The 25,928-nt window shown below is 68.3% G+C and carries 23 protein-coding genes and 1 pseudogene; 18 read left to right on the top strand and 6 right to left on the bottom strand.

What is annotated here, in order from left to right; genetic code table 11:
• The first annotated feature begins 248 nt into the window (after positions 1 to 248).
• Positions 249 to 1,307: a chitinase gene (locus AB5L52_RS01645; RefSeq protein WP_351028716.1), complete on the top strand. Its 1,059-nt coding sequence runs from the start codon at positions 249 to 251 to the stop codon at positions 1,305 to 1,307.
• Between the two features lie 169 nt (positions 1,308 to 1,476).
• A complete protein-coding gene (locus AB5L52_RS01640; protein ID WP_369362352.1) occupies positions 1,477 to 2,598 on the top strand; it encodes an IS630 family transposase in 1,122 nt (373 codons plus the stop codon).
• Positions 2,599 to 2,628: 30 nt separating this feature from the next.
• Here the strand turns inward: AB5L52_RS01640 and AB5L52_RS01635 are convergent, their stop codons facing one another.
• Entirely contained in the window at positions 2,629 to 2,946 is a 318-nt protein-coding gene (locus tag AB5L52_RS01635; protein WP_369362351.1) for an Imm51 family immunity protein, read from the bottom strand.
• A gap of 1,492 nt (positions 2,947 to 4,438) precedes the next feature.
• Here AB5L52_RS01635 and AB5L52_RS01630 point away from each other — a divergent pair.
• The 9 genes from AB5L52_RS01630 to AB5L52_RS01590 all read left to right on the top strand — a co-directional run bounded on the left by AB5L52_RS01630 (position 4,439) and on the right by AB5L52_RS01590 (position 14,309).
• Positions 4,439 to 5,857, top strand: coding sequence for a glycoside hydrolase family 15 protein (locus tag AB5L52_RS01630; RefSeq protein WP_369362350.1), 1,419 nt, complete (start codon positions 4,439 to 4,441; stop codon positions 5,855 to 5,857).
• 76 nt (positions 5,858 to 5,933) lie between these two features.
• Positions 5,934 to 7,859 carry a GMC family oxidoreductase gene (locus AB5L52_RS01625; protein ID WP_369362349.1) on the top strand — a complete coding sequence of 642 codons (1,926 nt, stop codon included), beginning with the start codon at positions 5,934 to 5,936 and terminating at the stop codon, positions 7,857 to 7,859.
• On the top strand, positions 7,856 to 8,968 hold the full coding sequence (locus AB5L52_RS01620; RefSeq protein ID WP_369362348.1) for a ferritin-like protein: 1,113 nt from the start codon (positions 7,856 to 7,858) through the stop codon (positions 8,966 to 8,968). The genes AB5L52_RS01625 and AB5L52_RS01620 overlap by 4 nt, the downstream gene beginning before the upstream one ends.
• Complete coding sequence (locus AB5L52_RS01615) at positions 8,965 to 9,519, top strand: hypothetical protein (protein ID WP_369362347.1); 555 nt, start codon at positions 8,965 to 8,967, stop codon at positions 9,517 to 9,519. Before AB5L52_RS01620 ends, AB5L52_RS01615 begins: the two co-directional genes overlap by 4 nt.
• Positions 9,516 to 10,430 carry a myo-inosose-2 dehydratase gene (gene iolE, locus AB5L52_RS01610; RefSeq protein ID WP_369362346.1) on the top strand — a complete coding sequence of 305 codons (915 nt, stop codon included), beginning with the start codon at positions 9,516 to 9,518 and terminating at the stop codon, positions 10,428 to 10,430. The genes AB5L52_RS01615 and iolE overlap by 4 nt, the downstream gene beginning before the upstream one ends.
• Before the next feature lie 19 nt (positions 10,431 to 10,449).
• The gene (locus tag AB5L52_RS01605; protein WP_351028702.1) at positions 10,450 to 11,484 is read left to right on the top strand and encodes a sugar phosphate isomerase/epimerase family protein; all 1,035 of its coding nucleotides are present in this window, start codon (positions 10,450 to 10,452) and stop codon (positions 11,482 to 11,484) included.
• A gap of 5 nt (positions 11,485 to 11,489) precedes the next feature.
• A complete protein-coding gene (locus tag AB5L52_RS01600) occupies positions 11,490 to 12,305 on the top strand; it encodes an MBL fold metallo-hydrolase (protein ID WP_351028700.1) in 816 nt (271 codons plus the stop codon).
• Positions 12,306 to 12,324: 19 nt separating this feature from the next.
• Complete coding sequence (locus AB5L52_RS01595; protein WP_369362345.1) at positions 12,325 to 13,980, top strand: alpha-keto acid decarboxylase family protein; 1,656 nt, start codon at positions 12,325 to 12,327, stop codon at positions 13,978 to 13,980.
• A gap of 20 nt (positions 13,981 to 14,000) precedes the next feature.
• The gene (locus AB5L52_RS01590; RefSeq protein WP_351028695.1) at positions 14,001 to 14,309 is read left to right on the top strand and encodes an EthD family reductase; all 309 of its coding nucleotides are present in this window, start codon (positions 14,001 to 14,003) and stop codon (positions 14,307 to 14,309) included.
• 531 nt (positions 14,310 to 14,840) lie between these two features.
• On the opposite strand, the gene AB5L52_RS01585 is transcribed toward AB5L52_RS01590, so the two are convergent.
• Positions 14,841 to 16,868: an ATP-dependent DNA helicase gene (locus AB5L52_RS01585; protein WP_369362344.1), complete on the bottom strand. Its 2,028-nt coding sequence runs from the start codon at positions 16,866 to 16,868 to the stop codon at positions 14,841 to 14,843.
• A 419-nt stretch (positions 16,869 to 17,287) separates the two neighbouring features.
• Here AB5L52_RS01585 and AB5L52_RS01580 point away from each other — a divergent pair.
• The 6 genes and pseudogenes from AB5L52_RS01580 to AB5L52_RS01555 all read left to right on the top strand — a co-directional run.
• Positions 17,288 to 17,686 (top strand): annotated as a pseudogene (locus AB5L52_RS01580) (recombinase family protein); the annotation flags it as partial.
• 263 nt (positions 17,687 to 17,949) lie between these two features.
• Positions 17,950 to 18,204, top strand: coding sequence for a hypothetical protein (locus tag AB5L52_RS01575; protein WP_369362343.1), 255 nt, complete (start codon positions 17,950 to 17,952; stop codon positions 18,202 to 18,204).
• Between the two features lie 179 nt (positions 18,205 to 18,383).
• Positions 18,384 to 19,499, top strand: a complete 1,116-nt coding sequence (locus AB5L52_RS01570; protein WP_369362342.1) for a Gfo/Idh/MocA family protein — start codon at positions 18,384 to 18,386, stop codon at positions 19,497 to 19,499.
• Positions 19,496 to 20,428, top strand: a complete 933-nt coding sequence (locus tag AB5L52_RS01565; RefSeq protein WP_369362341.1) for a PmoA family protein — start codon at positions 19,496 to 19,498, stop codon at positions 20,426 to 20,428. Before AB5L52_RS01570 ends, AB5L52_RS01565 begins: the two co-directional genes overlap by 4 nt.
• Positions 20,422 to 21,192, top strand: coding sequence for a cupin (locus AB5L52_RS01560; protein WP_351028685.1), 771 nt, complete (start codon positions 20,422 to 20,424; stop codon positions 21,190 to 21,192). Before AB5L52_RS01565 ends, AB5L52_RS01560 begins: the two co-directional genes overlap by 7 nt.
• A gap of 95 nt (positions 21,193 to 21,287) precedes the next feature.
• The gene (locus AB5L52_RS01555; protein WP_369362340.1) at positions 21,288 to 21,683 is read left to right on the top strand and encodes a DUF3592 domain-containing protein; all 396 of its coding nucleotides are present in this window, start codon (positions 21,288 to 21,290) and stop codon (positions 21,681 to 21,683) included.
• Positions 21,684 to 21,932: 249 nt separating this feature from the next.
• On the opposite strand, the gene AB5L52_RS01550 is transcribed toward AB5L52_RS01555, so the two are convergent.
• Complete coding sequence (locus AB5L52_RS01550; RefSeq protein ID WP_369362339.1) at positions 21,933 to 22,154, bottom strand: ferredoxin; 222 nt, start codon at positions 22,152 to 22,154, stop codon at positions 21,933 to 21,935.
• Positions 22,155 to 22,162: 8 nt separating this feature from the next.
• Complete coding sequence (locus tag AB5L52_RS01545; RefSeq protein ID WP_369362338.1) at positions 22,163 to 23,359, bottom strand: cytochrome P450; 1,197 nt, start codon at positions 23,357 to 23,359, stop codon at positions 22,163 to 22,165.
• A 262-nt stretch (positions 23,360 to 23,621) separates the two neighbouring features.
• Between AB5L52_RS01545 and AB5L52_RS01540 the strand changes: the two genes are divergently transcribed.
• Positions 23,622 to 24,248, top strand: coding sequence for a TetR family transcriptional regulator (locus tag AB5L52_RS01540; protein WP_351028760.1), 627 nt, complete (start codon positions 23,622 to 23,624; stop codon positions 24,246 to 24,248).
• Between the two features lie 19 nt (positions 24,249 to 24,267).
• On the opposite strand, the gene AB5L52_RS01535 is transcribed toward AB5L52_RS01540, so the two are convergent.
• Together AB5L52_RS01535 and AB5L52_RS01530 are read right to left on the bottom strand one after the other, a co-directional pair.
• Positions 24,268 to 24,636 (bottom strand): DUF1330 domain-containing protein, encoded by a 369-nt coding sequence (locus AB5L52_RS01535; RefSeq protein WP_351571323.1) that lies wholly within the window; start codon positions 24,634 to 24,636, stop codon positions 24,268 to 24,270.
• A gap of 67 nt (positions 24,637 to 24,703) precedes the next feature.
• Positions 24,704 to 25,858: an MFS transporter gene (locus AB5L52_RS01530; protein WP_351571326.1), complete on the bottom strand. Its 1,155-nt coding sequence runs from the start codon at positions 25,856 to 25,858 to the stop codon at positions 24,704 to 24,706.
• Between the last annotated feature and the right edge of the window lie 70 nt (positions 25,859 to 25,928).

The raw sequence follows: 25,928 nt of genomic DNA, 5'->3' as shown, positions 1-25,928 counted from the left end.
CTGACCGACCGTCGTGGACAGCGACGTCAATGGATGTGCCAGGGCTGGCGGTTGGGTGTGCGCATGGTGGCCGTCTGCTTGGGGCGTGTAGGTCTGCGCATTCTCGCGAGAGGGGTTGACGGCCGCATTGGTCTAGGCCTTAATGGCACCAGTCTGTTCAGGTGAGCAGAGCGTATTCATAAAGATGAACGCTCACCCCATGCCTCTACCCCCACCAGCGCGCCTCCTGCGCTGCATCTGGAGGACACATGCGTCGAATCAGCCGGTACATGCTGGGAATTGCCGCCACGGTCGGCACCGCGGTAACCCCTCTCCTCGCCCCTCCGGCATCCGCCGCTTCCACGGCTCCTACGGCTCCTACGGCTTCTACGGCTTCTACGGCTTCTACGGCCTCTACGGCAGCCAATCCCGGTCCCGGCTTCCCCGCCCGCTACTCCGCGCCCTACGTGGAGACATGGAACTCCCCCTCCGCTCTCACCAGCGTGCGCAACGCCGCAGGGCAGAAGTACTTCACCCTGGCCTTCGTCATCGCCGGGAACGGCTGCGACGCGACGTTCAACGGTGACACGTCCATCACCGATGCCTCGTGGATCTCCGCCATCAACTCGCTCCGCGCGGCGGGCGGGGACGTCATCGTCTCCTTCGGCGGCGCCTCCGGAACAGAGCTGGGTGCCGCCTGTACGTCCGTCTCATCGCTCAAGGCCCAGTACAAGCGGGTGGTGGACAGTCTCAAGCTCACCCGCATCGACCTCGACATCGAAGGCTCGACGCTCGACAACACCGCGGCCAACGACCGGCGCGACAAGGCCTTGGCACAGTTGCAGAGCGAGTACGCGGCGGCAGGACATCATCTGGACGTCCAGTACACCCTCCCGGTCAACCCGACCGGCCTGGAACAGAACTCGGTCAATCTGCTCAACAACGCGAAGAGCAACGGGCTGAACGTCAACCTCGTCAACATCATGACGATGGACTACGGGCCGGCGATGGACATGGGCAAGGCCGCGACCGGCGCGGCAACAGCCCTGCACACCCAGCTCGGCCGGATCTGGACGGGAAAGAGCTCCGCGCAGCTGTGGGCCATGGAGGGGAACACTCCGATGATCGGGGTCAACGACACCAAGGCCGAGGTGTTCACCACCGCCAGCGCGAGCACGCTGGCGAACTTCGCCGCGTCCAAGGGTATTCAGGAGCTGTCCTTCTGGTCCCTGGGGCGTGACAAGGCCTGTGCGACCAACGGTCAGCTCTCCGACTCCTGCAGCGGCACCTCGCAGAGCGCATACCAGTTCACCCGGACGCTGCGATGACCGAGCGCGGCGCTGTCCTCGCCGACTTCATCCGATCGGCCCGGCGGCCGAACGAAGCCGCGCAGAATCCGTTCGGCGGCTAGTGCTTTGACCGGGATGGTTCGCCGGATTGGTGCTGCGGGCGGTTGGATGTGCGGTGGCGTCCGTTGATCCGACTGCTGGGGGTGTGGTGGCAGAGCCTGTCCGTGTGCGCAGGTTGACCGACCAGGAGGGGCAGAAGCTGCAGCAGATCGTGCGCCGGGGCAGCACCAGTTCGGTGCGGTTCCGTCGGGCGATGATGCTGCTGGCCTCGGCCGGCGGGAACCGGGTCCCGGTGATCGCTCAGCTGGTACAGGCTGATGAGGACACCGTTCGCGACGTGATCCACCGGTTCAACGAGGTCGGCCTGGCCGCTCTGGACCCTCGGTGGGCGGGAGGCCGTCCCCGCCTGCTCAGTCCTGACGACGAGGACTTCGTCGTCCAGACGGCCACCATCCGCCCGACCAAACTCGGCCAGCCCTTCACCCGCTGGTCCATCCGCAAACTCGCTGCCTACCTGCGCAAAGTCCACGGCCGCGTGATCCGGATCAGCCGCGAGGCGTTACGGTGCCTGCTCGCCCGCCGCGGCATCACCTTCCAGCGCACCAAGACATGGAAGGAATCACCCGACCCCGACCGCGACACCAAGCTCGACCGCCTCGAAGAGGTCCTGGACCGTTTCCCCGACCGGGTCTTCGCGTTCGACGAGTTCGGGCCGCTCGGCATCCGCCCCACCATGGGCTCCGGCTGGGCCCGGGCCGGTCACCCCGAGCGGCACCCCGCGACCTACCACCGCACCCACGGCGTGCGGTACTTCCACGGTTGCTACTCGGTCGGCGACGACACCCTCTGGGGCGTCAACCGACGCAGGAAGGGCGCCGCGAACACGCTGGCCGCGCTCCGCTCGATCCGCGCGGCCCGCCCGGACGGCGCCCCGATCTACGTCATCCTGGACAACCTGTCCGCCCACAAGGGCGAAACCATCCGACGCTGGGCCAAGAAGAACCGCGTCGAGCTGTGCTTCACCCCTACCTACGCGTCCTGGGCCAACCCCATCGAGGCCCACTTCGGGCCCCTTCGGCAGTTCACGATCGCTAACTCGAACCACCGCAACCACACCGTCCAGACCCGCGCCCTGCACGTCTACCTGCGCTGGCGTAACACCAACACACGCCACCCGGACGTGCTGGCCGCCCAACGACGTGAACGCGCCCGAATCCGCAGCGAGAAAGGAATCCGCTGGGGCGGACGCCCACTTGCCACAGCAGCCTGAGCGAACCGGTGTCCCTGTCCGGTGGAGTTGCTAGTCGTCGAACTCGAAGCCCGAAGTCTCCGCCTGGGCGATGATGTCGCGGACCGCGTCGGTGCTCGTGATGACTGACTCAACGGCCGTCTTGAGTCGCGCGAGGTCACTCGGAGTCCCGACCGCGCAGAACATGCCGGCCTCGCTGTCGAAGTCGAGGCGCTTGGCAATGTCCGGCCAGGCAAACCGCACGAGACCTTCCCAGAAGTACCCGTTCGGCTCGTGACCTGCATCGGCTACTGCCGCGTCAGCAGCCAGGCCACCGACGTCCAACGTCAGCGAGTGTTCGCCGTCGAAGTCATGAAGCTGGATGGTCACGGCCGCGATCTTCTCACGGCCAGCTCGGGCGGCCGGATCCGCTCCAGCGCAGTCCGCTCCCTCGCCGCTCCTGACCCCGGTGAACCTTTGCGGTCACGGCACTAGCCACATGTCAGCTGCGTCCCGCCGGTCCGCCTCGGGCCGACGGGACGCAGCGTGGGCCGCTCCCTCTCCTGTACTGCGACCACTTCCACGAGGTCCTGCTCCCGCGGCGCAGCACCGCAGCGCCGACGCCCTCGCGACCGAACTCAAGCCTGAGCACGCCCGGTTGAACCTCGCCGAGGGTGACGTCGTACTCCGCGACGCGTTCGAAGCCTCCTACAAGACGCTCGACTAACAAGACGCTCGGCTGATCGCCCCCGCCGCCACCGCGGCGACCGCGGACGTCAGCCAGGACGAGGACACACGACTGCTCGGCAACCTCGCCGGCACTCACCTGATACAGCATCAGGACGAGCTCCGCTACCTCATGCACGGCCTACTGCGGGCGTACGCGTCCGAACAGCACCATCAGGATTTGACGCACAATTACGCAACAGTGAGCTGCACTCGATTACCCCAACCTCATGCGTAACATTGGAATTTCCTCTTGCGGCACCTACCCCGCCAACTGTAGCCTGCGGTACGCAAAGATAAGGGTACGCCAAATCGCATACCCATCGCGTGGAACGGTCACGTCTCTGGCTGCTTCGAAATTTCTCTACGCCGTTCAGTGAAAAGCTGCCATGGGACCCGCTGCCGGAAAGTCTCGGCATCGCGCGCTTTCTGAGAAAACGGGGGGATGAAGGGATGCATTCCCTATTAACGCGGTTATGGGAATGGCGTCGACTCGGGCACCTGATTCAGAGTGTCATCGCAGGTCTGACGGAGTTGTCGTGCGCCACTCTCCTCGCCGCGTCCCCGGGCCGAAAACATGAGTTCGAAGTGACCGGTCTGCCTGCCCTGCCCGGCAGGCGTGTGACACCGCCGGAGTCCCACCGGGCTGCGCGCCGCCCGGGAAGTCGTGTACGGACACGGGGTCTGATGCTCAATCAGGTCACCGCGACTCGTCCGGTCAAGGGCAGTCCCGTAACTGCCCGCGCACCCTCCCGACCATTCCACGCGCGTGACGGACGAGAGACCTGCCGCACCCGTGCGGCCGCCAGGGCGCGGGCGACGGGCAGGTCGTGCCCCAGGTCGACCGAGCCAACCGGAACGCGCCCGCGGCTCACTCAGCGCTCTCGATGGGTTCCCGCGCACCGCTGCTGACGCGGCAGGTCTTCGCGTCCGGCGTTACCAGCAGCGACACCAACTCGCAGCCTGATTCCATCGAAGTCCCTATGGACAATCTGCACCCTCTGGCGCCGTCCATCCGGCTTGCCCGCCCCGGAATTCCACGCACCCGGTGGAGGCAACTCATGGACACACTCGCTGCGAAGCCTTTGGATCCACGCGACCAGGGCGGCCACCGCATCCGATAGTTCCACTCGAAAGATATCGGGGGAGTTCAGCAATGTCCGAATCCACCACGCCTGCCCGCACGAACCGGCCGGCGGACATGTCCCGAGCGCGGGCGAACGTCCAGATCTCCTCTGCTCCGGGAGCGGTAGATCTGCCGTCGCTCGTGCCGATCATGTATACCTTCATGTTCCGGAATATCGCCAGTGACGGCTTCGCCTTCAGTGATCCGCAGTCGCCGGGCGACATTTCCCGGAACTCGAAGCCGGGCTGCATCATCGCCGCCCCGTCGTTCCCGGCCGACACCCCCGGCATCGACGAGGACTACGTCTTCAACTGGGTGCGCGACGGGGCCATCACGGCCATGGAGGTGGCCAAGGCCGACATGCCCACCCGCCCGGGCGGGACGGTGCAGGCGCTCAACGACTACGTGCAGTTCGCCGACCTCTGCCACTCCAACGCCCAGCCGCCGTTGACCAAGGGCCACGCCTGCTTCAACATCGCCGGCGACGCCCGCCCGTGGACCGAGCAGAACGACGGCCCGGCCTTGCAGACGATCACCATCCTGGCCGCCTACGACCAGCTCGATGTCGGCACCCAGAAGCGTGCGGTCGACCTGGTGAACTCGAACGTGGCCTACCTCCTCGGTGTCTACCAGGGCCCCACCACGAACCTGTGGGAGGAGCACAGCGGGTACAGCTTCTTCGCCCGCTCCGCCCAGCTGCGCTGCTTCGAGGAGATCCAGGCCTCGACCGTCGTCGGCATCGACAAGCCGACCGGGCTGCGGCCCGCCATCAAGTGGCTGCGCCAGGCCCTCGCAGGCCACTGGGACGGGAGCAAGTACGTGAGCATGCTGGCCGACCCCGGTGACGGGTCCCAGCCCTCGCCGCAGAATCCGGTCGTCAGCGGTTACGACCCGAACATCGACATCGTCCAGTCGGCCGTCTACGGCGCCGTTCCCGTCACCGACACCAAGCTGCTGGCCACAGCGGCCCAACTGCGCTCGCAGTGGGAGGAGGGCGGCATCGCCTTCTACCCGATCAACAAGGCAGACAAGGAAGCGTTCGGTATCGGGCCGCTGTTCGGCCGCTACCCGGGCGACGTCTACGACGGTGACACCGCGCACCCGGTGCTCGGCGGCCACCCCTGGGCCCTCTCCACCTGCAACGTCGCCGAGCTGCACTACAAGCTGGCCGCCGAGATCAAGTCGAGCGGCAAGGTGCCCATGGACGACCTGTCCGCACCCTTCTTCGCCCAGTCCGGCATCGACGCGTCGACGGCCCCGGCGGCAGCTGCCGCCGCTCTGGCGGCGACCGGCGACGCCATGGTGCAGGCCGTCGTCTACCACAGTGACAACCTGGAGCTCTCCGAGCAGTTCGACGGCACCTCCGGCTTCGAGCGCAGCGTGCACAACCTGACATGGAGCTATGCCGCGTACCTGTCCGCCATGCGGGCCCGGGCCGAGGCCGTCTGACCCATGGCCGACCGACTCGAATCCTCAACCCCGCACCGGCCCTGGCCGCGCCTGGCAGCGGAGGAGTGACTGCCCCATGTACGCGAAGTTCCCCGAGGGGGCGGCGAAGCGCACCGATCCCGCGGCGGCGGCCGAGGTGCTCTACGACGCCGTCATAGTCGGCGGCGGGATCGCCGGCGCCCTCATCGCCTCGCGCCTGAGCGACGCCGGCAAGAGGGTACTGATACTCGAAGCGGGCCCGGCCGAGGACCTCACCCTGAGGGGCTACGAGAGCTACCTCGACCGCTTCTACTCGGCCACCAGCAAGGACAACCAGTCCCCCTACCCGGTCGCCGCAGGCGCCCCGATGCCCCGCGGCACCGATGCACGGCGCATCTTCCCGGGCGCGCCCGACGCCTCGGCCTACATCGTCCAGAGCGGGCCCTTCGCCACCGACACCACCTATACCCGGGTCCTCGGCGGCACCACCATGCACTGGGAGGCCAAGACGCTGCGGATGCTCCCCGAGGACTTCCGGATGCGTACGCTCTACGGCGAGGGGGCCGACTGGCCGCTCACCTACGAGGACCTCGCCCCGTACTACAACGAGGCCGAACGCGAGATCGGCGTCTCCGCCGACGTGGAGGACCAGGCTTACCTCGGGATCACCTTCGACGAGGACTACGTGTTCCCGATGAAGGGGCTGCCCCTGTCGTACCTGGACCGGATGGTCGCCAAGGACCTCGACGGGATGCCGGTCGAGGTCGACGGGGAGCGGCGCGAGCTGCGGGTCCGGCCGTTCCCGCAGGGGCGGAACGGGATACCGAACCCGGCCTTCGACGGTGGGAAGGGCTACGTGCCGCGCGGGGCGGTGAGCACGTACCAGGTCGAGGTCGGCGGGCGGTGTCAGGGCAACAACAACTGCGTGCCCATCTGCCCGGTGCAGGCCAAATATCACGCCGGCAAGACCCTCGCGGTGGCCCTCCAGAGCGGCCGGGTCGACCTGGTGGCCCAGGCGGTGGCCTACAAGGTGCACATCGACGAGCAGACCCGCCGGGTGACCGAGATCGAGTACCGCCGCTACGACCGGCCCGACAGCCCCGGCTTCACCACCATGAGAGCCCGGGGCCGACTGTTCATCCTGGCCGCCAACGCGGTGGAGAACCCCCGGCTGATGCTGGCCTCCGGCCTGCGCAGTTCAAGCGGTCTGATGGGGCGGAACTTCATGGACCACGCCTACCTGCTGGCGTGGGGCCTGCTACCCGAGGTGGCCGGCACCTTCCGGGGCACGAACTGCACGGGCGGCATCACCGACCTGCGCGGGGGCCGTTTCCGACGCAGCCAGGCGGCATTCAGCGTCGACATCCACAACGACGGCTGGGGCTGGGCCCGGGGCGCGCCGATGACCGACCTGATCGACCTGGTGGACGCCGGTGGCCGCTACGGCGAGTCCCTCCGCCAGGCCCTGGTGGACCGGGTGTCCCGCCAGCTGCAGTTGGCGTTCATGGTCGAGGTCCCCGCCAACCCGAGCAACCGGATCACCGTGGACCCGGCCTACACCGACCACCTGGGGAACATGCGACCCATCCTGACCTACGACATCCCCGACTACACCATGCGGGGGGTGGCGTACGCCCGGCAGCTGTCGCGACGGATCTTCGCCCGCCTCGGAGCCGAGGACCACACCGAGTACGACCCGAACTTCTGGGGCTACGCCGTCCACGCCGGCGAGGGGTACGAGATCCGCGGGGGCAACCACCTCGCAGGCACCCACACGATGGGCCACGACCCGTCGACCTCGGTGGTCAACCCGGATCAGCGGAGCTGGGATCACGAGAACCTCTACCTGATCGGCGGGGGAAGCATGCCCACCGTGGGCACGTCCAACGTGACGCTCACCATCGCCGCCCTGTGCCTGCGCAGCAGCCGCGCCATGCTGGCCCAGCTCGACTCCGAGACCGCACCGATCGACATCACCTCGGCCGACGCCGGCCGGCGCCGGCCCCAGGAGGTGGCCCGGTGACCGCGTCGACCATCAACAACCGTGACGACCTGATCAGCTACCTCCACGTGGCGATGGCGCTAGAGCACGCGACCATCCCCCCGTACCTGACCGCGTACTACTCCATACACTCCACCACCAACTCCGACGCCGCCCACATCATCCGGGTGGTCGCGGTGGAGGAGATGCTGCACCTGACCCTCGTCGCCAACGTCCTGAACGCCATCGGCGGGAAGCCCGACCTGACCCGCCCCGGCTTCGTGCCGTCCTACCCGGCCTACCTGCCCGACGGAGAGAACGACTTCACCGTCGACCTGCGGCCCTTGTCGCCCGAGGCGGTCGAGACGTTCTGCAAGATCGAGCGGCCGGGCCAGGCCCCCAGTGCCGACGCACGCCTGCTGCGCACCGCGGACAGCGGGAGTCCGGTACTGGCCTTCAGCCCGACGGCCGAGGGGATGCGCTTTTACAGCATCGGCGAGTTCTACGCAGAGATCCTCGAAGGGCTGGAGAAGGTGGCGGCCGACGACCCCAAGCTCTTCTCCGGAGACCCGGCCCTGCAGGTGGGGCCCGAGTACTTCTACTCCGGCGGCGGGGCGGTGATCGTCGTCTCCGACCTGGACTCGGCCTGCCGGGCGCTGCGCTTCATCGCAGCTCAGGGCGAGGGCCTCGATTCCGGCATCTACGACGCGGACGGGGAGCTGGCCCACTACTACCGGTTCCGGCAGCTGCAGCTCGGCCGCTATTACCAGGTGGGCGACGACCCCGACGCACCCTCGGGGCCGCCGCTCAGTGTCGCGTGGGACGATGTGTACCAGGTGAAGGTGAGTGCCCGGCTGGCCGACTACCCGGCGGGTTCGGAACTCGCCGGTGTCGTCCGCGACTTCAACGCCGCCTACGGAGCCTTCCTCGCCCTGCTCACCAGAGCGTTCAACGGGCAGCCGGGCCTCTTGCAGGACGCCGTCTGCGACATGTTCCGGCTGCGCGACGGGTTCAACCGGCTGGTACGCAACCCCCTGCCGGGCAGCGACGGCCTGCACGCCGCTCCTACCTTCGAGATCCCGGCCGTGTTCGGGCCCGATCCGGAGACCGCACCGGCCGCCGGCCAGAGTGCACAGGGGGTGACGCGGTGACCGCCCCGTCGTTCGAGGATTTCCTCTCCCTGTCGGTCGACCTGACCGCCTTTGAAGAGACCGTACTCCTCGGCACCGGTCTCGCCCGCCCCTACCTGGCCAAAGTGCGGGCCGCCTGCGGCGACGAGGTCGTCACCGCCCTCTTGGACGCCCACCGGGCATCCCGGGCGGACGCGGCCGTTGATGCCGGCGGCCATGACCGGGCCCTGCCCGACCGGGCCTTGCTCGACCGGGCCTTGCTCGACCGGGCTCTGCTCGACCGCGCCCTGCGCCACCAGATCTTCAGCGACGACCGCCTCGGACCGGTGGCCCGCAATGTGATCAAACTCTGGTACGCCGGGATGTGGTTCGCGCTGCCACCCGAGTGGACCGACTGCTACGGGGCCCAAGCTGCGGGCGAGACCTCCACGGTCACCGCCGCCTCCTACCAGGAGGGGCTGCTGTGGCGGGCCATCGGGGCCAATCCGCCAGGTGCAAAGGCCCCCGGTTACGGCTCCTGGGCTCAGCCACCCCGCATCGAGGACCGCTACCTGAATGGGGCGACGAAATGACCGACTTGGCGGACAGCCTCGGCCCGGACAAGGTGAAGCTCGGCGTCTGCTGCACCCTGTGGTGGAACGACGACTTCCCCACCATCGACGCCGACATCTCCTTCGGCCAGGCCGTGAGCGAGATGGCGCTCGCCGGCTTCCAGGGCTGCAGCATCGGGCACAAGTACCCCTCGGACGCCGCCGCGCTCAAGGCCGCCCTCGACCTCCGCGGCCTACAGGTGTCCGAGCCCTGGACGAGCACGTACTTCACGATCGGCAAGATGCGGCAGAAGACCATCGCCGCCTTCGAGGAGACGCTGGCCCATATCAAGGCGCTGGGCGGCACCGAGCTGGTCGTCGCCGAGTTCGGAGCTTCCTCGCACCTGCTCCCCGTCGACGTGTTCGCCAACCGCCCGGTCTTCACCGACGCCCAGTGGGACGCCCTGACGTCAGGCCTGGACGAGCTCGGCAAGATCGCGGGCTCGGCCGGGATGAAGCTCAGCTATCACCACCACATGGGTACCGGCGTCATGACCCGCGCCGACGTCGACCGGCTGATGGCCTCGACCGATCCGGCCCTGGTCCATCTCCTGCTCGACACCGCCCACATCGCCTTCGCCGGCGACGATCCACTGGACCTGGCCCGGACCTACGCCGACCGCATCGGCCACGTCCATCTGAAGAGCATCCGGCCCGAGGTCGTGAGCCGGGTGCGCGAAGAAGGCCTGTCGTTCCAGGAGGGCGTCGAGCTCGGCGTCTTCACCGTGCCCGGGGACGGCGCGATCGACTTCCGGCCGATCCTGGAGGTGCTGGCCGACGCCGACTACCAGGGGTGGCTGGTCGTGGAGGCCGAGCAGGACCCGAACAAGGCCAACCCGCTCGAATACGCCAAGAAAGCCCGCGCCTACCTGGCCGACGTACTGGGCTGGTAGCGAACGGAGGACCCCGGGGATGAACGAGACATTCAGGCGGGACGTGTTCTTCAGCTTCTTCATGTTCACGGCCGATCTGAGGCCGCAGGACTCACGCTACACCGCCGTCCTGATCAATCATCTGAAGGCCCTCACCGACATGGGCTACGACGGCTTCGACCTGCACATCGCCTCCCAGCCCGCGACCGTCGACCACAAGCTCGAGACCGACAGCTATGTCGCCCTCAAGAAGGCGTTCGACCAAGCAGGGCTGAAGGACGTGAAGTTCACGACCAATGTCGGGACCACGCGGACCTTCGATCCGACCTCACCTTACGAGGAGCAGCGCAGGCGGGCACTGTCCTACCTCAAGTCACGCGTGGACATCACGCGGGTCCTGGGCGGCGACTCGATCATGTCAGGGCCGTTCCTCTACCCCTACGGCGTCTTTCCGGTCACGGACGCTGATGAGCCGATGTGGAGCGACGCCCTCCAAGACTGGATGGAGTCGCGCTATCGCGCGGCGCGTTCCGTCTTCGAGGATCTGGCGGAGTACGCCGCCGCGCGAGAAGTGAAGCTCGCCATCGAGCCCGTCAAGAGCTGGGAGACGCCCCCACCCAACATGGTCTCCGAGGCACTGGATTTCCTCGATGGCCTCGAACACTCGCAGGCCGGCGTGACGATCGACACCGCGCAAGTCGTGATGGAAAGTCAGGGCCCGTCGATCTTCAAGGACAATGTCGCGAGGGCCACGCGGCAGGATCGCCTCCACTACGTCCATATATCCGCGCCCGACCGGGGTGCGGTGAAAGACAGCTGGATCCCGTGGGACATCGTCCTGAACGAGGTCGAGCCGGTGTATCGCGGGCCGTACCTGATCGAGGTGTTCAACGCGATCCCGCCTTTCGTGAGCTCCATGCGAATGGCACGCCGGCGCTTCTGGCGGCCCGGCGAGGACGACCCGGTGCCCGACGTCGACAGCGCCTACGACGTCGCGAGGGCCGCATTGGAGGAACTGCGAGAGCAGATCATCACTCCTTCCGCCCGAGTGCCTCGGAAAGGTCCCGAATGCTAGCCCAGGTGTCGGATCCCATCATCATGGTCGTGAAGCAGACAGGCGATGTCCGTATTCACACCTTCGTCTCGTCCTTCGCGTACAGCAATATCGCGAACGCCACGCATATCATCGAGACCAGGAATCAGCTGGTTCTCGTCGACGGGCAGTTTCTCGTTCCTTATGCGAGGGCGTTCAGGGACTACGCAGACAGCCTTGGCAAGCCGATCGAGCGGTTGTACCTTTCCCACCGGCACCCCGACCACTGGTTCGGTGTGGGGACAGCGTTCAGTGACATCTCGATCTACGCGCTGCCCGAGACCATGAGCTTCATCCAAGAGCACGGAGAAGCCTCGAGAAGTGACCACTGGAAACTCGGCGACCTCGCTCCGGACCAGATAGTCGTGCCCAAGCAAGCTGTCAGCCCCGGCACCGAGACGATCGACGGGGTCAAGTACGTATTCGACCGGGTGACAGAAACCGAAATCGACTTCCACCTGACGATCAGGCTTCCTGATCTGGGAGTCTATTTCACCCAGGACCTGATCTACAGCGGCACCCATCTGTACCTGACGAGTCACATGGATCACTGGATCCGGGTGCTCCAGGAGATGCTGCTGTCGGACTACGACCTGTTCATGCCGGGCCACGGCCTGCCGGCCGACAAAAATGAGGTCGCTCGCAACATCGAGTACCTCTCGGCCGCTCGGCAGGCAATCGGCAACGGGTTGGCAGGCGACGCCTTCAAGGCTTTCATGCTCCAGCGGTATCCCGAACGCAAGTGCCCGGGGATATTCGACATATACATGCCCCGGCTGTTCGGCGGCGCGAGCGACTACTGACCGCGGAGGTATTCAGACCGTGAACGAGACCTGCACCGTGGGACAGTACCTGGTGGACCGGCTTCGCCAACTGGGACTGGAGCATCTGTTCTCCATCGCGGGCGACTACGCGATTGACTGGCTGAACCGCTACGTCACGCCGAGCAGCATTCAAATCATCGAAGAAGTCAACGAGGTGAATGCCGGTTACGCGGCGGACGGATACGCAAGACTGAAGGGTATCGGAGCCCTCTGTGTCACCTACTCCGCGGGCGCATTGTGTGCCGTGAACGCCGTCGCTGGCGCTTATGTCGAGAAGGTGCCGCTCGTGCTGATCAACGGCACACCGAGCATCAAGAAGACCATCACCTTCGAGCAGACCGGCTTCAGTGCGCATCACTTCATCAGCGGCCGTGAAACAGATATGCAGTCATTCGAGCATATAACGGTCGCAACCGTACGAGTCGACAACCCGGACCTTGCGCCGACCCTGATCGATTATGCACTGACCCAGTGCATAACCGAACGGCGCCCGATCTACATTGAGCTTCTCCAGGACATGGTCGACTTGGAGTGCGAGCCGCCGAGGGGTGTTCTGAAGCCGGCCAGGATCTTGTCGGACGAGACCAGCCTGGAACAGTCGATCGCACAGATCTGCGCAAAGCTGGAAAGCGCCGAGAACCCGCTCATCTGGTTGGGTGTGGAGATCGACCGGTTCGGCCTTCAGGACAAGGCCATGACCTTGATACAGCAACTGAACGTCCCCTTCGTCACGGAACTCCTCAGCAAGGCCGTCCTTTCCGAAGATGATGCGCAGTTTGTCGGCGTGCTCGACGGTCAGGCGTCATCGACAGCCGTTACGGAGCTGGCCGCGACAGCCGATTTCGTACTGGCCCTCGGCGTGTGGCTGACCGACATCAACTCGCTGGGCTGGGACCCGGACTACGACAAGACCGCATTTGCGTCGTTCGACGCGGTCAAGCTCGGAACCTTCTTCGGCGGACAGGTCGCGTTGGAGCACCTGATCGACGGCATACTGGCAGCAAAAGTGGCGCCCAAAACGCGGAGGCTGCCGGAGAAGCCGGAGCGGAGCGCGCCGACCGTGGGCGCGTCCGACGTGATCACGTACCAGGGTTTCTACAACTTCATCCAGCAGTACATCGACAGGAAAACCATCGTCAGCGCCGACGCGAGCATGAACTACTTCGGGAGTCTGCTGCTCGATGTGCCGGGGCCGGGCGGATTTGTCGTTCAGTCGTCCTACTCATCGATAGGCTACAGCGCGGCGGCTGCGACGGGTATCTGCCTGGCTAAGAAGCCCGACCAGAGGGCAATGGTCTTCACGGGCGACGGCGGCTTCCAAATGACCGCGCAGTGCCTCTCGACGCAGACGCGTTTTAAGCTCAACCCGATCATCTTCGTCATCGACAACGGCGTCTACGCCGTGGAGCAGTGGCTCGCCGATGCATCGGTCTTCCATGCCGACAAGTCCTTCTACAAACCGTGCGTCCTACACCGGTGGAATTACAGCCTGCTGTCCGAGGTCTTCGGCTGCCGGGGGTGGGAAGTCGGCACGTATGGCGAGCTGGGGGATGCCTTGACGGGCGCTCTGAAGAACGCGGACAGCCCCTCCATCATCCAGGTCCGAGTACCGGACAAATCAATTCCCAACAATGCGAAGTGGAAATCCCACTAGCAGAACACGAGGAGAGAAAAATGCCGACGAAGATCACCGCGATCTACGAGAACCCGAAGTCCCCCGAGGCCTTCGAGGCCGGTCACCACGAGCAGATCGCGCTGGCGAAGAAGATCCCCGGAGTCTATAAGATCGAGAGCGCGAAGGTCTGGCCGAAGGAGGACGGCAGCGAGACGCCGGCATATCGCGTACTCGACATGTACTTCACCGACTACGACGCGGCCAGCAGGGCCGTGGCGACCGAAGAGGCATCGGCATTTGTCGCCAAGGTTTTTGAGCTGGCGACTGGCGGTGTGCGGCTCCTCTTCACGGATGTCGAGGAGGTCTGACCCCGACTCTTCCGAGGCGGTCGCCTCGCCGGGAGCGGCTGACTGCTCGATATGTCCCGCGCCGTGGCGGGGCGGCCCGTCGCATGACGCTGCGGGCCGCCGCCCGGCGACTGAGACGGCGTGGCTCGTCGCCTTGTGGGACGGCCGCCAGCTGGGCCAGGACCAGGCGGCGGCCGGGCTCGCAGGCGGCGAGCAGGCGGATCTTTCGACCCTTGCCCCTGGCCGCTGCGCGCAGGCTTTTGCCGTCGACCGCCACTGCGTGCGTCCGGCCGCCGGTGCCGGCGCACCTGTTGGCCGGCCGGCGGCCCCCCGCCTGGTCCAGCGCGTCCCCATCGATGCGGCCCAGCAGCCGCCGTACCGTCGTCTCCGCAGGCAGTCCCCGCTTCGGGCGCAGTAGATCGGGCCGTACGCCAAGGCGTTCACGGGCCGGGTGCGGCCAAGGGCGGTGAGGCGGCGAGCAGCCCCGTGCGCGCGGGCCGGTGTCTGTACCGCGCCGGGTGCGCCCGCGGCGACGACGCGGGCGCCGAGTCGTCAGGCGGGGTGGGCGGTGATGGTGCAGAGGCGCTTGGTGGCCCGGGTCAGGGCTACGTACAAGTCCCTTTCCCCACCGGGCCGGGCCGTGATGATTTCCTCGGGGTTGATGACGACGACCCCGTCGAATTCCAGGCCGCGTGCTTCGGACGCCGGCACGATGCGTGCGTGGTGAGCAATGCCCTGGGCCGTCAGCTCGCTCACCCTGCTGTCCGCGCAGATCACTCCCAGAAGCTCGCCCGGGTGCGCGGTGCTCTGGGCGCGGAGTTCCTGAACGACGGCGGTGACCAACCCGTCCGGAGGTGTGGTCACGGTGCGAGGGCTCTCACCGCTTCGCAGTGACCGTGTGGGCTTCTGGTCCGGAGCGATCCGTGTGAGCAGGTCCCGGACGCTCTCCAGGATCTCCTGCGTGGTGCGGTAGCTGACGGTCAGGTCGTGCAGTGTGAACCGCGGTCCCACGTGGGGGCTCAGTGCTTCCTTCCAGTCGCGTGCTGTCGCGACCGGGCCTGCCTGGGCGAAGTCACCCACCAGCGTCATCGACCTTGCCGGGCAGCGGCGGACGATCATCCGCCACTGCATGGCGGTCAGTTCCTGTGCCTCGTCGACGACGACGTGCCCGTACGTCCGCTCGGGAGGGCCGTCGACCAGGCTCGCCGCCTCGTCCAGCAACGGCACATCGGCGTCGGTCCACGGGGCGTCCGGACCGCGCAGCAGAAGGGACCGCTCCTGCGTGGTCAGGCGGGGCAGGCGCTCGGCGAGAGCGCCGGCGTTCGTCAGGAGCGCCTTCACGAGGGCACCGGGCACCAGCCGCGGCCACAACACCTCGACCGCTCGGTCGACGCCGGCGTCGTCGAGGAGATCGGCCCGGATGGCGTCCAGGTCCAGCTCGTGGACCGGACCCGAGTCGGCCGCACCTTCGGCACGGCGCTGGGCGACTCCCGTGAACCGGTCGAGGTTCAGGCCCGTCATCCTTTCGGCATCGGCGTCGATCTGCTCCAGGAGGTCGCCCATGTCTCGTTGCATCGCGTCGGTGACGGCGTCGACCAGGAGCTCTTTGAACACCTGGCGCGCGGGGTTGTGCCCCGGTGCGGCTCCCACGGCGGCGTCGCGTGCCGTGGCGACTTCCTCGTCGGACAGGTGAACCAGTTCCTGTCCGACCCGCACGGTGAAGTCACCGGCGGGGGCTTGGTGGACGCGGAGCAGGCCGGCCAAGGCGTCGGCGAGGTCGGAGCTGCCCTTGAGCCGCGCCGTATCGAACGGGTCCACCGTGTCCGTGGACACTCCGGCCAGTTCCCGGCAGGTCGCCAGAACGACGTCGTTCTCCCCGAGCGAGGGAAGGACCTGGGAGATGTAGTCGAGGAACCGGGCGTTCGGGCCCACCACCAGGACACCCTCCTCCGCGGCACGCGGGAACGCGTACAGGACATAGGCCGCCCGGTGCAGGGCGACCACCGTCTTGCCGGTGCCGGGCCCGCCCTGCACCACGGTCACCCCGCGGTGGGCGGAGCGGACGATCTCGTCCTGCTCAACCTGCAGCGTCGCGACGGCCGCATGCATCCTGCCCGTACGCCGTGCCGACAGAGCCTCGGTCAACGGGCCGTCCCCCACGACGTCCTCGTCGGTCGGGGCGGTCCCGTCCAGCAGTTCGTCGCTCACCGAGATGACCGTGCGCTCTTCGAGGCGCAGGTGCCGGCGCCGCCGCAGGCCCATCGGGTGGACCGGTGTCGCCTCGTAGAAGGGCCGCGCCGCGTTCGCGCGCCAGTCCACGAGCAGAGGCAGGTCATCCTCCTCCGTGTGCAGTCCGATCCGCCCGATGCGCAGGGCCGTGCCATCCGTCCAGTCGATGCGCCCGAAGACCAGCCCCTTTTCGGCGCCCTCCAGCCGGCCGATTTCCTTGGCCAGACGCTCGGCGGCGTTTTCTCTCTCGTATGCCTCACCGGGGCTGTCCGCCGGGGCCTTCAGCACACTCGCTCGGTGTACTCGCGCCTCGGAAAGCCGCTCGGTGAGCAACTCATACAAGGAGGACACATAATCCTGTTCCGAGTCAACCGCACGCACAGCGGGATCATTCATTTTTGACAACAGAGGGCTCCTTCGATTCGAGCCACACCATACGGTCAAAGTTCCCTAAAGGTAAGTCTTGACTTGCTTGGTGAAGCTATGCCCCTGTGACTGAATTCATGACGGCTGAACGTATGGCGTATCACGCATTCCGCCGTTCCGTATATCGCCAATTGTGCTCCCGATGTCCGCCTGCCTTATAGGCGAGCCGCCCTTGGATACCGGCGATGTTTTCCCGCGCTCGGGAAAAACGGATCGGTGAACTCTTACCCCGTTCGCCGCCGCGACGCCCGGCGGCGGCGCCGATTCCATCAGATCCGACGATGGCTGATGACAGGGTTTGCTGACAGCCAGGGCCGAATGCGACCACCACAACGGGGAGCGGCATGGCCAACCTGGTCTACAAGCGGGTGCCGACCGACCAGCAGTCGACCGACCGCCAGAACCTGGTGCTGGACGCGGCCGGGATCGAGGCCCCGGTTGTCTTCGAGGAGCAGGCCGGGACCTCCAGCCGCCTTCACCCGCTGGAGCGGCCGAAGTTCGGCGAGTTGCTCGCGTACGCGCGGCCGGGCGACGCTGTGCACATCTCCGAGATGTTCCGCCTGGTGCGCGGCACCGGGCACACCCTCGATGTGTTCGACGTCCTGCACCGCGACCGCCTCGCCCTGCGCATCCACGATGGCGCGTTCTCCGCGATGGACCTCACCGCCCGCCACCCGCGTACCGGCGAGCTGCTGTTCACCGTGAAATTCATGGTGCAGACCCTCGCCGCCGGCGAACTCCAGCGTGACCTCCAGCATGAACTGACCTACGACAGGCTGCGGGCCGCCGAGGCGAACGGCAACAAGGGCGGGCGCCGCCCCGCCGTCCCAGCCACGAAGGCCGACGACGTGCGCACCGCGTACCTGGAAGGCCGCTCCGTCGCCGCCCTCGCCCGCGACCATGACGTAAGCCGCGGCGTCATCCGTAGCGCCGTCGCGGACCTCCTGCCCGAGTACACGGCCGTCGATCCCGGCGCCCCGGCCCCGGAACTGGAGGTCCCCCCGACATGCTGGGCAAGGTCGCCGACTTCCTCCGCGCCGCCGAACTGGAGCCCGCCGAGCGCGCCACACTCGACCAGGGCGTCACCGTGCGACGCGGCCAGGGCTGCGCCCTGCGCGTCACCGCCGTCCTCGCGGTCCACCGGCGACTCCTCGATCTCTGCCAGGTCCTCGACGGCACCGCGGCGCTCCCGGCCCGGCGCAAGGCCCGCCGCGAGTACGAGAACCGCGTCAGCGCACTCCCGGCTGCCAGCCCGCGGTGAGCTGACCGACCACCACACCCGCCAAGATCAAGAACTCCCTCGCACCAGCGAATCCCCCCGCACGGGGGTTGTCCTGACAATCCCTGCGCCCCTAGGGTCGCCTCGTACGAAGCAAGCGCTTTCTGTATGTATGTGCACTGGCGTTTGCACTCCGTCTGCCGAGCCCTCAGGAGCGCCGTATGTCCCTGCCCCCGCCCCGCCGTCGTGTCGCCGTCATCGGCACCGGCGCCATCGTCACCGGCAGCCATCTCCCCGCGCTCAGAGCCCATGCCGAGCGCGTCGAACTCGTCGCCGCCGTCGATGTGGACGAGGGCCGACTGGACGAATTCCGGTCCGTTGCGGGTGCGCAGGTCGTCGGGTTCAGCTCGACCGAGGCCATGCTCGACGCCGTACGCCCCGATCTGGTGCTCATCGGCACTCCGCCCGCGGTGCACCGTGAGCAGACCGTGGCCGCTCTCAAGGCGGGTGCCTGGGTGCTGTGCGAGAAGCCGCTGTGTCTGTCGCTCGCCGAGTACGACGACATCGCCGCCGCCGAGGAGGCGTCCGGCGCCTACGCCTCGGTGGTCTTCCAGCACCGCTACGGCTCCGGCGCCGTACACGCCCGGGACCTGATCACGCGCGGCGAACTGGGCGCCCCGTTCGTGGCGCACTGCCAGACCACCTGGCACCGGGACGCCGGCTACTACGCCGTACCGTGGCGCGGCCGCTGGGCGACCGAGGGCGGCGGGCCGACGATGGGTCACGGCATCCACCAGTACGACCTGCTGCTGCACCTGCTGGGGGAGTGGGAGGAGGTGCGGGCCATGGCGGCCCGGCTGCTCCATGGCGTGGAGAGCGAGGACGTCTCCACCGCCCTGGTCCGCTTCCGCGGCGGCGCGCTCGCCACCGTCGTCAACAGCGTCCTGTCCCCGCAGGAGGTCAGCCGCATCCGCGTCGACTGCGCCGACGCCACGCTGGAACTGACCCATCTGTACGGGCACGGAAACGACGACTGGGTCTACACCCCCGCACCGCACGTCGACCCTGAGCGGGCCGAGGCCTGGCGCACCCCCGCCGACGACGTGCCCAGCTCGCACATCGCCCAACTCGGCGCCCTCCTCGACGCGTTCGACCGCGGCGAGCGGCCCCCGGGCAGCGGACCCGACGCACGCGCCACCCTGGAGTTCGCCGCCGCCCTGTACAAGGCGGCGTTCACCGGGCAACCGGTGCGGGCGGGCGAGATCGGCCCCGGCGACCCCTACTACGCGGCCATGCACGGCGGCCACCCCGCCTGGGCCCCGAAGGAGCGCGCGTGAACATCCGGGTCAGTCACGTCCACGGCGAGCACCTCGCCGTCGAGGTGCCGAACGGTACCGAGATCCTCCGCTACGTCTACCGCCCCGACCCGGACGCCTTCGAGGCCCGCAAGCCCTACGCCCACCCCGTGCGCACCCTCGCCGGGAGCACGGTGACCGGCTACCGGCCCAGCGACCACCGGTGGCACAAGGGCCTGCAGATGACGGCGAGTCATCTGTCCGGGCAGAACTTCTGGGGCGGCAACTGCTATGTGCACGGCGAGGGTTACCTCCGCCTGCCCGACCGGGTCGGCTCGATGCGCCACGACGGCTTCACCGACCTCACCGTCACCCCTGAACGCCTGGACCTCACGGAGGAGTTGACCTGGGTCGAGAGCGGCGGGCGGGAATGGGCCCGGGAAGTGCGCGGGCTGGCCGTGCACACGGTGGACGAGGAGGCCGGCGCCTGGACCCTGGACTGGTCCATCCGCCTCACCAACACCCATGACCGGCCCCTGCTGTTCGGCTCGCCCACCACCGCGGGCCGCGAGATGGCCGGCTACACCGGGCTGCAGTGGCGCGGCCCGCGCGACTTCACCGGCGGCACGGTGTTCACGCCGGACTCCGAACCGGACGTCGGAGCCGAGAAGGTGATGGGTCGACAAGGGCCGTGGCTCGCCTTCACCACCGAACACGACGCGACCGACGCCCACTCCACGCTCGTCTTCGCGCACGCCCCGGAGAACCTGGACGAGTCGTCCGCGATCCACCCCTCGCACTGGTTCGTGCGCTCCGAGCCCATCCCCACGGTCGCGTTCTCGTGGGCCTTCTTCGAGGAGTTCGCCCTGCCGCCGGGGGAGAGCTTCGGCTACCGCTACCGGGTCGTGATCGCCGACGGCGCCTGGGACCGCGACCGGGTCAGCCGCCATCTGGAGGGTCTGTCGTGGTGAGTGAGGCCAAGCCCGCACAGTCCCATCCGTTGCCCGGCGCCGTGGGTCTGTCCCACCTGAGCGCCTACGCATGGGAGGCCGCCGACGGAGTCTGCGGCGGGAGCCCGCATCTGCACCTGGTGTGCACCGAGGCGTACGTCGTCACCGGCGGCCGGGGCGCGGTGCAGACCCTGAGCCCCGACGGTTACCGGGACATCCCGCTGCGGGCCGGATCCCTCGCCTGGTTCACGCCGGGCACCGCGCACCGTATGGTGCAGGGCGGTGATCTGCGGATCACGGTGCTCATGCAGAACAGCGGCCTTCCCGAGGCCGGGGACGCCGTATTCACGTTCCCGCCCGAGGTGCTCGCCGACCCCGAGCGGTACGCGGCCGCCGCCACCCTGCCGCCGGGGACCGGCTCCGACGCCGAGGCCGCCGCGCGGCTTCGCCGGGACCTGGCCGTCGAGGGCTATCTCGCCCTGCGCGAGGCCCTGATCGCCGGGGACAGCGGTCCGTACCGCGCCTTCCAGCAGGCCGCCGCTCGCCTGGTCCGGGCCCGGGTGCCCGCCTGGCGCGAGCTGTGGCGAGCCGGCGCCCTCGCCACCGCCGAACGCACCGGCGCTCAGCTCGACGCCCTGGAGTCCGGCGAGCCGGCCTACCTCGCCGACGCGACCGCCTGCCAGAGCGAGCCGAGCCGCCTCGGCGGTTTCGGGATGTGCGGCCGCCGCGACGAGTACGCCCTGCCGGGCACGACGCCACCGGACCACGGCAGGCCGACGGCCTAGGGGGTGTCCTTCGTGAACCATCGGGCTGCGTGCCGCGTCCTCCTGATGCGCGGCCGGTGCCGGGCGGGCGCTGTGCGAGGGAGAGCAGGGGACGGATGACGGGTGAAACGATCGGTATCGGGCTGGCCGTATTGGTGGGCCTGGTGACGCTGTGGGCCGGTGCGCGGGAGGCACGGCTGCAGATGCGGCTGAGCCGCTACGGGGTGCACGCCGAGGGGGTGGTGGTGGACCAGGAGCATGAGCCGGGGGACGATTATTCGAAGCCCGTCATCGAGTTCACCGACCGGCAGGGGCGGCCCGTCAGGTTCCGGCCCGTCGCGACGGGGACGGGGCTGGCCCTCGGCACCCATGTGCCGGTCGTCTATGTGCCCGAAAGGCCGGAAAAAGCAAGGGTATTCACCCGGAAGTACCGCCTATATCCGATCGTCGGCCTGTTCTTCGGAGCCATGCTCTGGCTCGGCGTCGCGGTTGGGGTCGTGCTCACACGCTGAACTTGTTCTCTCTCCTCGTTCTCACCAACGGTCCACCGCCGGACCCGTCACGGGACCCATCGGACACGCCCCAGTGGATCGCCGCGATCCGTGCACTGGCCCGCACGACAGGGAAGCCGGGCGGCACCGACCCCGGGCAGAGCGAGGACGCCTTCGAGGTCTGGCCGCGCGGCCAGGGCAGGTCCCTCCACACGAAGGACCGCCGGCTCGGCTTCTCGCCCTGCAGCCGTAACCGGGTACGCAGCAGGTTCACTCGCGGGGCCCGATCTCCGTTCCGTCCGCGTCCCGGACCGTGATGGCCAGCATCGGGCAGATGTCGGCGGCCTCCAGCGCCCGGTCGTCGTTCTCCGCGATGTGTTCGTTCACGGGGCGCGCGTGATCGTCGTCGAGCGCGAACAGGTCCGGTGCGGCCCCGGCGCACATACCGGAGCCGATACAGCGGTCGGAGGCGATGTGCAGTTGCCAGCTCATGGGCCACCTCACCAGGCCACTGGCATGACGCGCGGGCCGCGCACCAGCATCTCGGTCTTCCAGGTGATGTCGCCGGCGAGGTGCAGCCGGGGGAAGCGGGCCACCAGGGCGCCGATGGCCTCCTGGAGTTCGAGGCGGGCCAGGGGAGCGCCGAGGCAGTGGTGGACGCCGTGGCCGAAACCCAGATGGGCGTTGCCACTCCGGGAGATGTCGAGTGCGCCCGCCTCGGTGAAGCGCAGCGCGTCACGGTTGGCCGCGCCGATGGCGACCAGCACTGGCTCCCCGGCCCGCACCAGCGTGCCGCCCACCTCGATGTCCTCCTTGGCGTAGCGGGGCTGGCCGGCCCCGCTGCCCAGGGGCACGAAGCGCAGCAGTTCCTCGATCGCGCCCGTGATGAGCAGGGGCTCGGCGCGCAGGCGGTCGAGCGCCTGTGGATGGTCGAGCAGCGTGAGCACGAAATTGGGGATCTGGGTGGCGGTGGTCTCGTGGCCGGCGACGAGGATGCCGACGCACAGGTCGACCAGTTCCAGTTCGGACAGCCGGTCGTCGTGATCGCGCGCCTCGATCAGCGCCGTCATCAGATCGTCCCGGGGCTGCTCACGGTGTGCGTCGATCAGCCGGGCCATGTACGCGCGCAGCTCTTCGCGATTGCGGTCGAACTCCTCGGCGGTCAGCGAGCTGGTCGACAGCGCGGCGTCGCTCCAGACGCGGAACAGCGGACGATCCTCCTCCGGTACCCCGAGGAGTCTGCAGATCACCGCGACCGGGATGGGCAGGGCGTAGCGGTCGACCAGGTCGACCGGCGGCCCCGCCGCCTCCATCTCCTCCAGCAGAGCGGCCGTCAACTCCTTGATCTGCGGGCGGAGTTTCTCGACCTGGCGGACGGTGAAGGCCTTGGCGACCAGCGAGCGCAGCCGGGTGTGGTCGGGCGGATCCATGCTGAGGATGCCGCCGTCCCGTTGGCCCGCAGAGCTGCGCGGCTCGTCGTGCTCGAGGCCCAGGGCCCGGCTGAAGCGCTGGTCGCCGAGGACCAGCCGGGCGTCCGCGTACCGGGTGGCGAGCCAGGCCGGCTCGCCGTACGGGAGCTTGACGCGCAGCAGTCCCGGGGTGTCACGGGCTTGTTCGTAGGCCTCGGACAGAGCGAGGTCCTGGCTGGAGTTGAAGGGATATGCGAGGGGGGTGTGGGTGTGGTCCGGTGCCGTCACTGCCGTCTCCCTTGTGTAAGCAGACGCTTACAACGCTAGGAGGCGGTCACCGAGCGGTCAACGACGCTAATCGGTCGTTACTCTGACGGCTCCTCGGCAGGCGCGAGGGGGTTCATGGCGACAGAAGGAGCAGAGGGTGGACACCAGCGAGCACACGCGGCATCAGGGCCGGCCCGGGGGCGCGCCTGCGTACGCGGGGCCGGACGGTGCGTCCGTGAGCGCGGGGCCCGGCAGCGTGTCCGCGCACGAAGAGCCGGGCAGCGTGCCCGCGACCGAGGGCTCCCCGCAGCGCCCGCGTGATGCCCAGGGGACCCGCACGCGCATCCTCGACGCGGCCGGCGCGGTCTTCGCCGAGCGCGGATACGAGGCGGCCACCGTCCGCGACATCGCCGGACGCGCCGGTGTGAACCAGGCCCTCATATTCCGCTATTTCGGCTCCAAGAAGGCCCTGCTCACCGAGGTCATGGCGCAGGGAGGCAAGGAGCAGCTGAGCAACACGCCGCCGGACCGGCTGTTCGAGACGGCGCTGCGCGGTGTCCTCGAGGAAGGCGGCGAACCCGACTCGGACCGGATGCTGGCCGTCTACCTCCGCTCCATCGGCAGCGCCGACGCCGCTCCGGACACCGTCCGTGCGCTGGGGGAGGAGTACGCCGCCGCGCTCGCCGCCCTCTCCTCGGCCGACGACAGCAAGCTGCGCGCCCAGCTCGCCATGGCCTGGTTGCTCGGCATCGGCCTGATGCGGGTCGTGGTCGGCCAGGAACCGCTGGCGAGCGCGGAACCGGACGAGATCTGCGGGCACGTGCTCACGGCACTCGAAGGGCTGCTGCGTGACGACAAGGCACCCGGAGGCGGTCGCACAGGGGAGCAACGGCCCGGCGAGCGGCCGTAGTCCATGCCGAGGAGCCATGTCATGCCGCGGTGCCGTCACCCCGCGGTCCCGCCCCCGCCGCCCTCAGCTTCGCTGCCCGTTCGCGCGGGTCGTACTCCGGTCCGACGCCCTCGACCAGCACCACGTCCCCCTCGATGTGGTCGGTCCGGAGTCTCAGGATCTCCTGGTACGCGGCGGACACGTACCAGGCACGGGCCTCGGTCAGGTCAGGGAACTCGATCAGGACCATGCTGCCGGGCCAGGTGCCTTCCACCACCTCGGCCGGCGGACCGTGGATGACAAAGCGTCCGTGGAAGGGGGCGAGGGTGGCCTGGATGCGCTCCAAGTACTCCAGGATGTCGGGGTGATGGCGACGGTTGCGCAGATGCGCGAAGCCATAGGCGGACACGTCGGGTTCCTTTTCCGGCTCGTCTGCGTCCCCGTGCGGGACGACGGGGTGAACGTAGCCGCGAACGTCAGCGCACGGCTATTACCTCTGAGGTAAACCGCTCCACGGGGTGGACGAAGGCGGGGCGGCCGGCCAGGAGCCCGAAGAACGTCTCGGGGACGAGCAGGGCGAGCAGCAGCAGGAGCGGCAGCCTCCAGGTGCCGGTGAAGGCGTGGAGGAGGCCGATGACCAGCGGCCCGGCTCCGGCGATGAGGTAGCCACCCGTCTGTGCCATGCCGGACAGCCGGGCCGCGACCTGCGGGGTGGGTGAACGCAGGCCGAGCAGGGCGAAGGCGAGAGGGAAGGCGCTGCCGGTGGCGACGCCGAGGGCGCAGATCCACACCCAGCCCATGTGCGGTGCGAGGAGCAGCCCGAGCAGCGCGGCTGCCTTCGTCGCGGCGACGGCCGCGATCAGCGGGCGCTGGCTGGCCAGGCGGGCGGCGAGTACGGGGACGGCGAAGCCGAGGGGGATGCTGATGATCTGCACGACCGACACCATCATTCCGGCCTCGGCGGGGGCGTAGCCGTCGGCATGCATGATCTCCGGAAGCCATGCCATGAGCGCGTAGAACAGCAGAGAGACGAGGCCCAGGAAGGCGGAGATCGCCCAGGCGAGGGGGGAGCGCAGAAGGCTCTGCGCGGTGTCGGTTCGCTGTGGCCGCTGGTGCGTACGCCGTCGGTGCCCGCGTACGGCGAGGGGCCCCCAGGCGAGGGCGGCGAGCAGGGAGGGCAGTGCCCAGGCGGCGAGCGCGGCGCGCCGGCCGGCGGTGTCGGCCAGCGGGATGGCGAGCGCGGCGGCGAGGGCTCCGCTGGCTGCCATCAGCATCATCGCCACGCCGGTGAGGGAGCCGATGCGGTCGGCGAAGTGGCGCTTGATGACGGCGGGCAGGATGACGTTGCCGAGGGCGATCCCGGCGCCGGCCAGGACAGTGCCGGTGAACAGGAGTAAGGGGGAGGACAGGGCCCGCAGCAGGATGCCGGCGGTGAGGAGGGCGAGGGCCGCGGCGACGGTCGTCTCGGTGCCGATGAGGCGAGCGACCGGTGCGGCGAGGGAGGCGAAGACGCCGAGACACAGCACGGGCAGCGTGGCCAGGATGCTGAGCTGTGTCCCGGTGAGGTGGAAGGCGTGCTGGAGCCGGCCGAGCAGGGGTGAGACACCGGTGATGGCCGCTCGCAGGTTCACTGCGAGGAGTACCAGGCCGGCGAGGGCCCACAGCCTGGCCGCGCGATGAATGAAGGGTGAGGTTTTCACT

The organism is Streptomyces sp. CG4 (genome assembly GCF_041080655.1).
GTDB lineage: Bacteria > Actinomycetota > Actinomycetes > Streptomycetales > Streptomycetaceae > Streptomyces.
This window is presented reverse-complemented; position numbering and strand designations above follow the sequence as displayed.

What these genes read in the sequence shown, in the direction of transcription:
- AB5L52_RS01645 (WP_351028716.1), top strand. Translation starts at nt 249, where the DNA reads ATGCGTCGAATCAGCCGGTACATGCTGGGAATTGCCGCCACGGTCGGC.
- AB5L52_RS01630 (WP_369362350.1), top strand. Translation starts at nt 4,439, where the DNA reads ATGTCCGAATCCACCACGCCTGCCCGCACGAACCGGCCGGCGGACATG.
- AB5L52_RS01625 (WP_369362349.1), top strand. Translation starts at nt 5,934, where the DNA reads ATGTACGCGAAGTTCCCCGAGGGGGCGGCGAAGCGCACCGATCCCGCG.
- iolE (WP_369362346.1), top strand. Translation starts at nt 9,516, where the DNA reads ATGACCGACTTGGCGGACAGCCTCGGCCCGGACAAGGTGAAGCTCGGC.
- AB5L52_RS01605 (WP_351028702.1), top strand. Translation starts at nt 10,450, where the DNA reads ATGAACGAGACATTCAGGCGGGACGTGTTCTTCAGCTTCTTCATGTTC.
- AB5L52_RS01590 (WP_351028695.1), top strand. Translation starts at nt 14,001, where the DNA reads ATGCCGACGAAGATCACCGCGATCTACGAGAACCCGAAGTCCCCCGAG.
- AB5L52_RS01575 (WP_369362343.1), top strand. Translation starts at nt 17,950, where the DNA reads ATGCTGGGCAAGGTCGCCGACTTCCTCCGCGCCGCCGAACTGGAGCCC.
- AB5L52_RS01570 (WP_369362342.1), top strand. Translation starts at nt 18,384, where the DNA reads ATGTCCCTGCCCCCGCCCCGCCGTCGTGTCGCCGTCATCGGCACCGGC.
- AB5L52_RS01555 (WP_369362340.1), top strand. Translation starts at nt 21,288, where the DNA reads ATGACGGGTGAAACGATCGGTATCGGGCTGGCCGTATTGGTGGGCCTG.
- AB5L52_RS01550 (WP_369362339.1), bottom strand. Translation starts at nt 22,154, where the DNA reads ATGAGCTGGCAACTGCACATCGCCTCCGACCGCTGTATCGGCTCCGGT.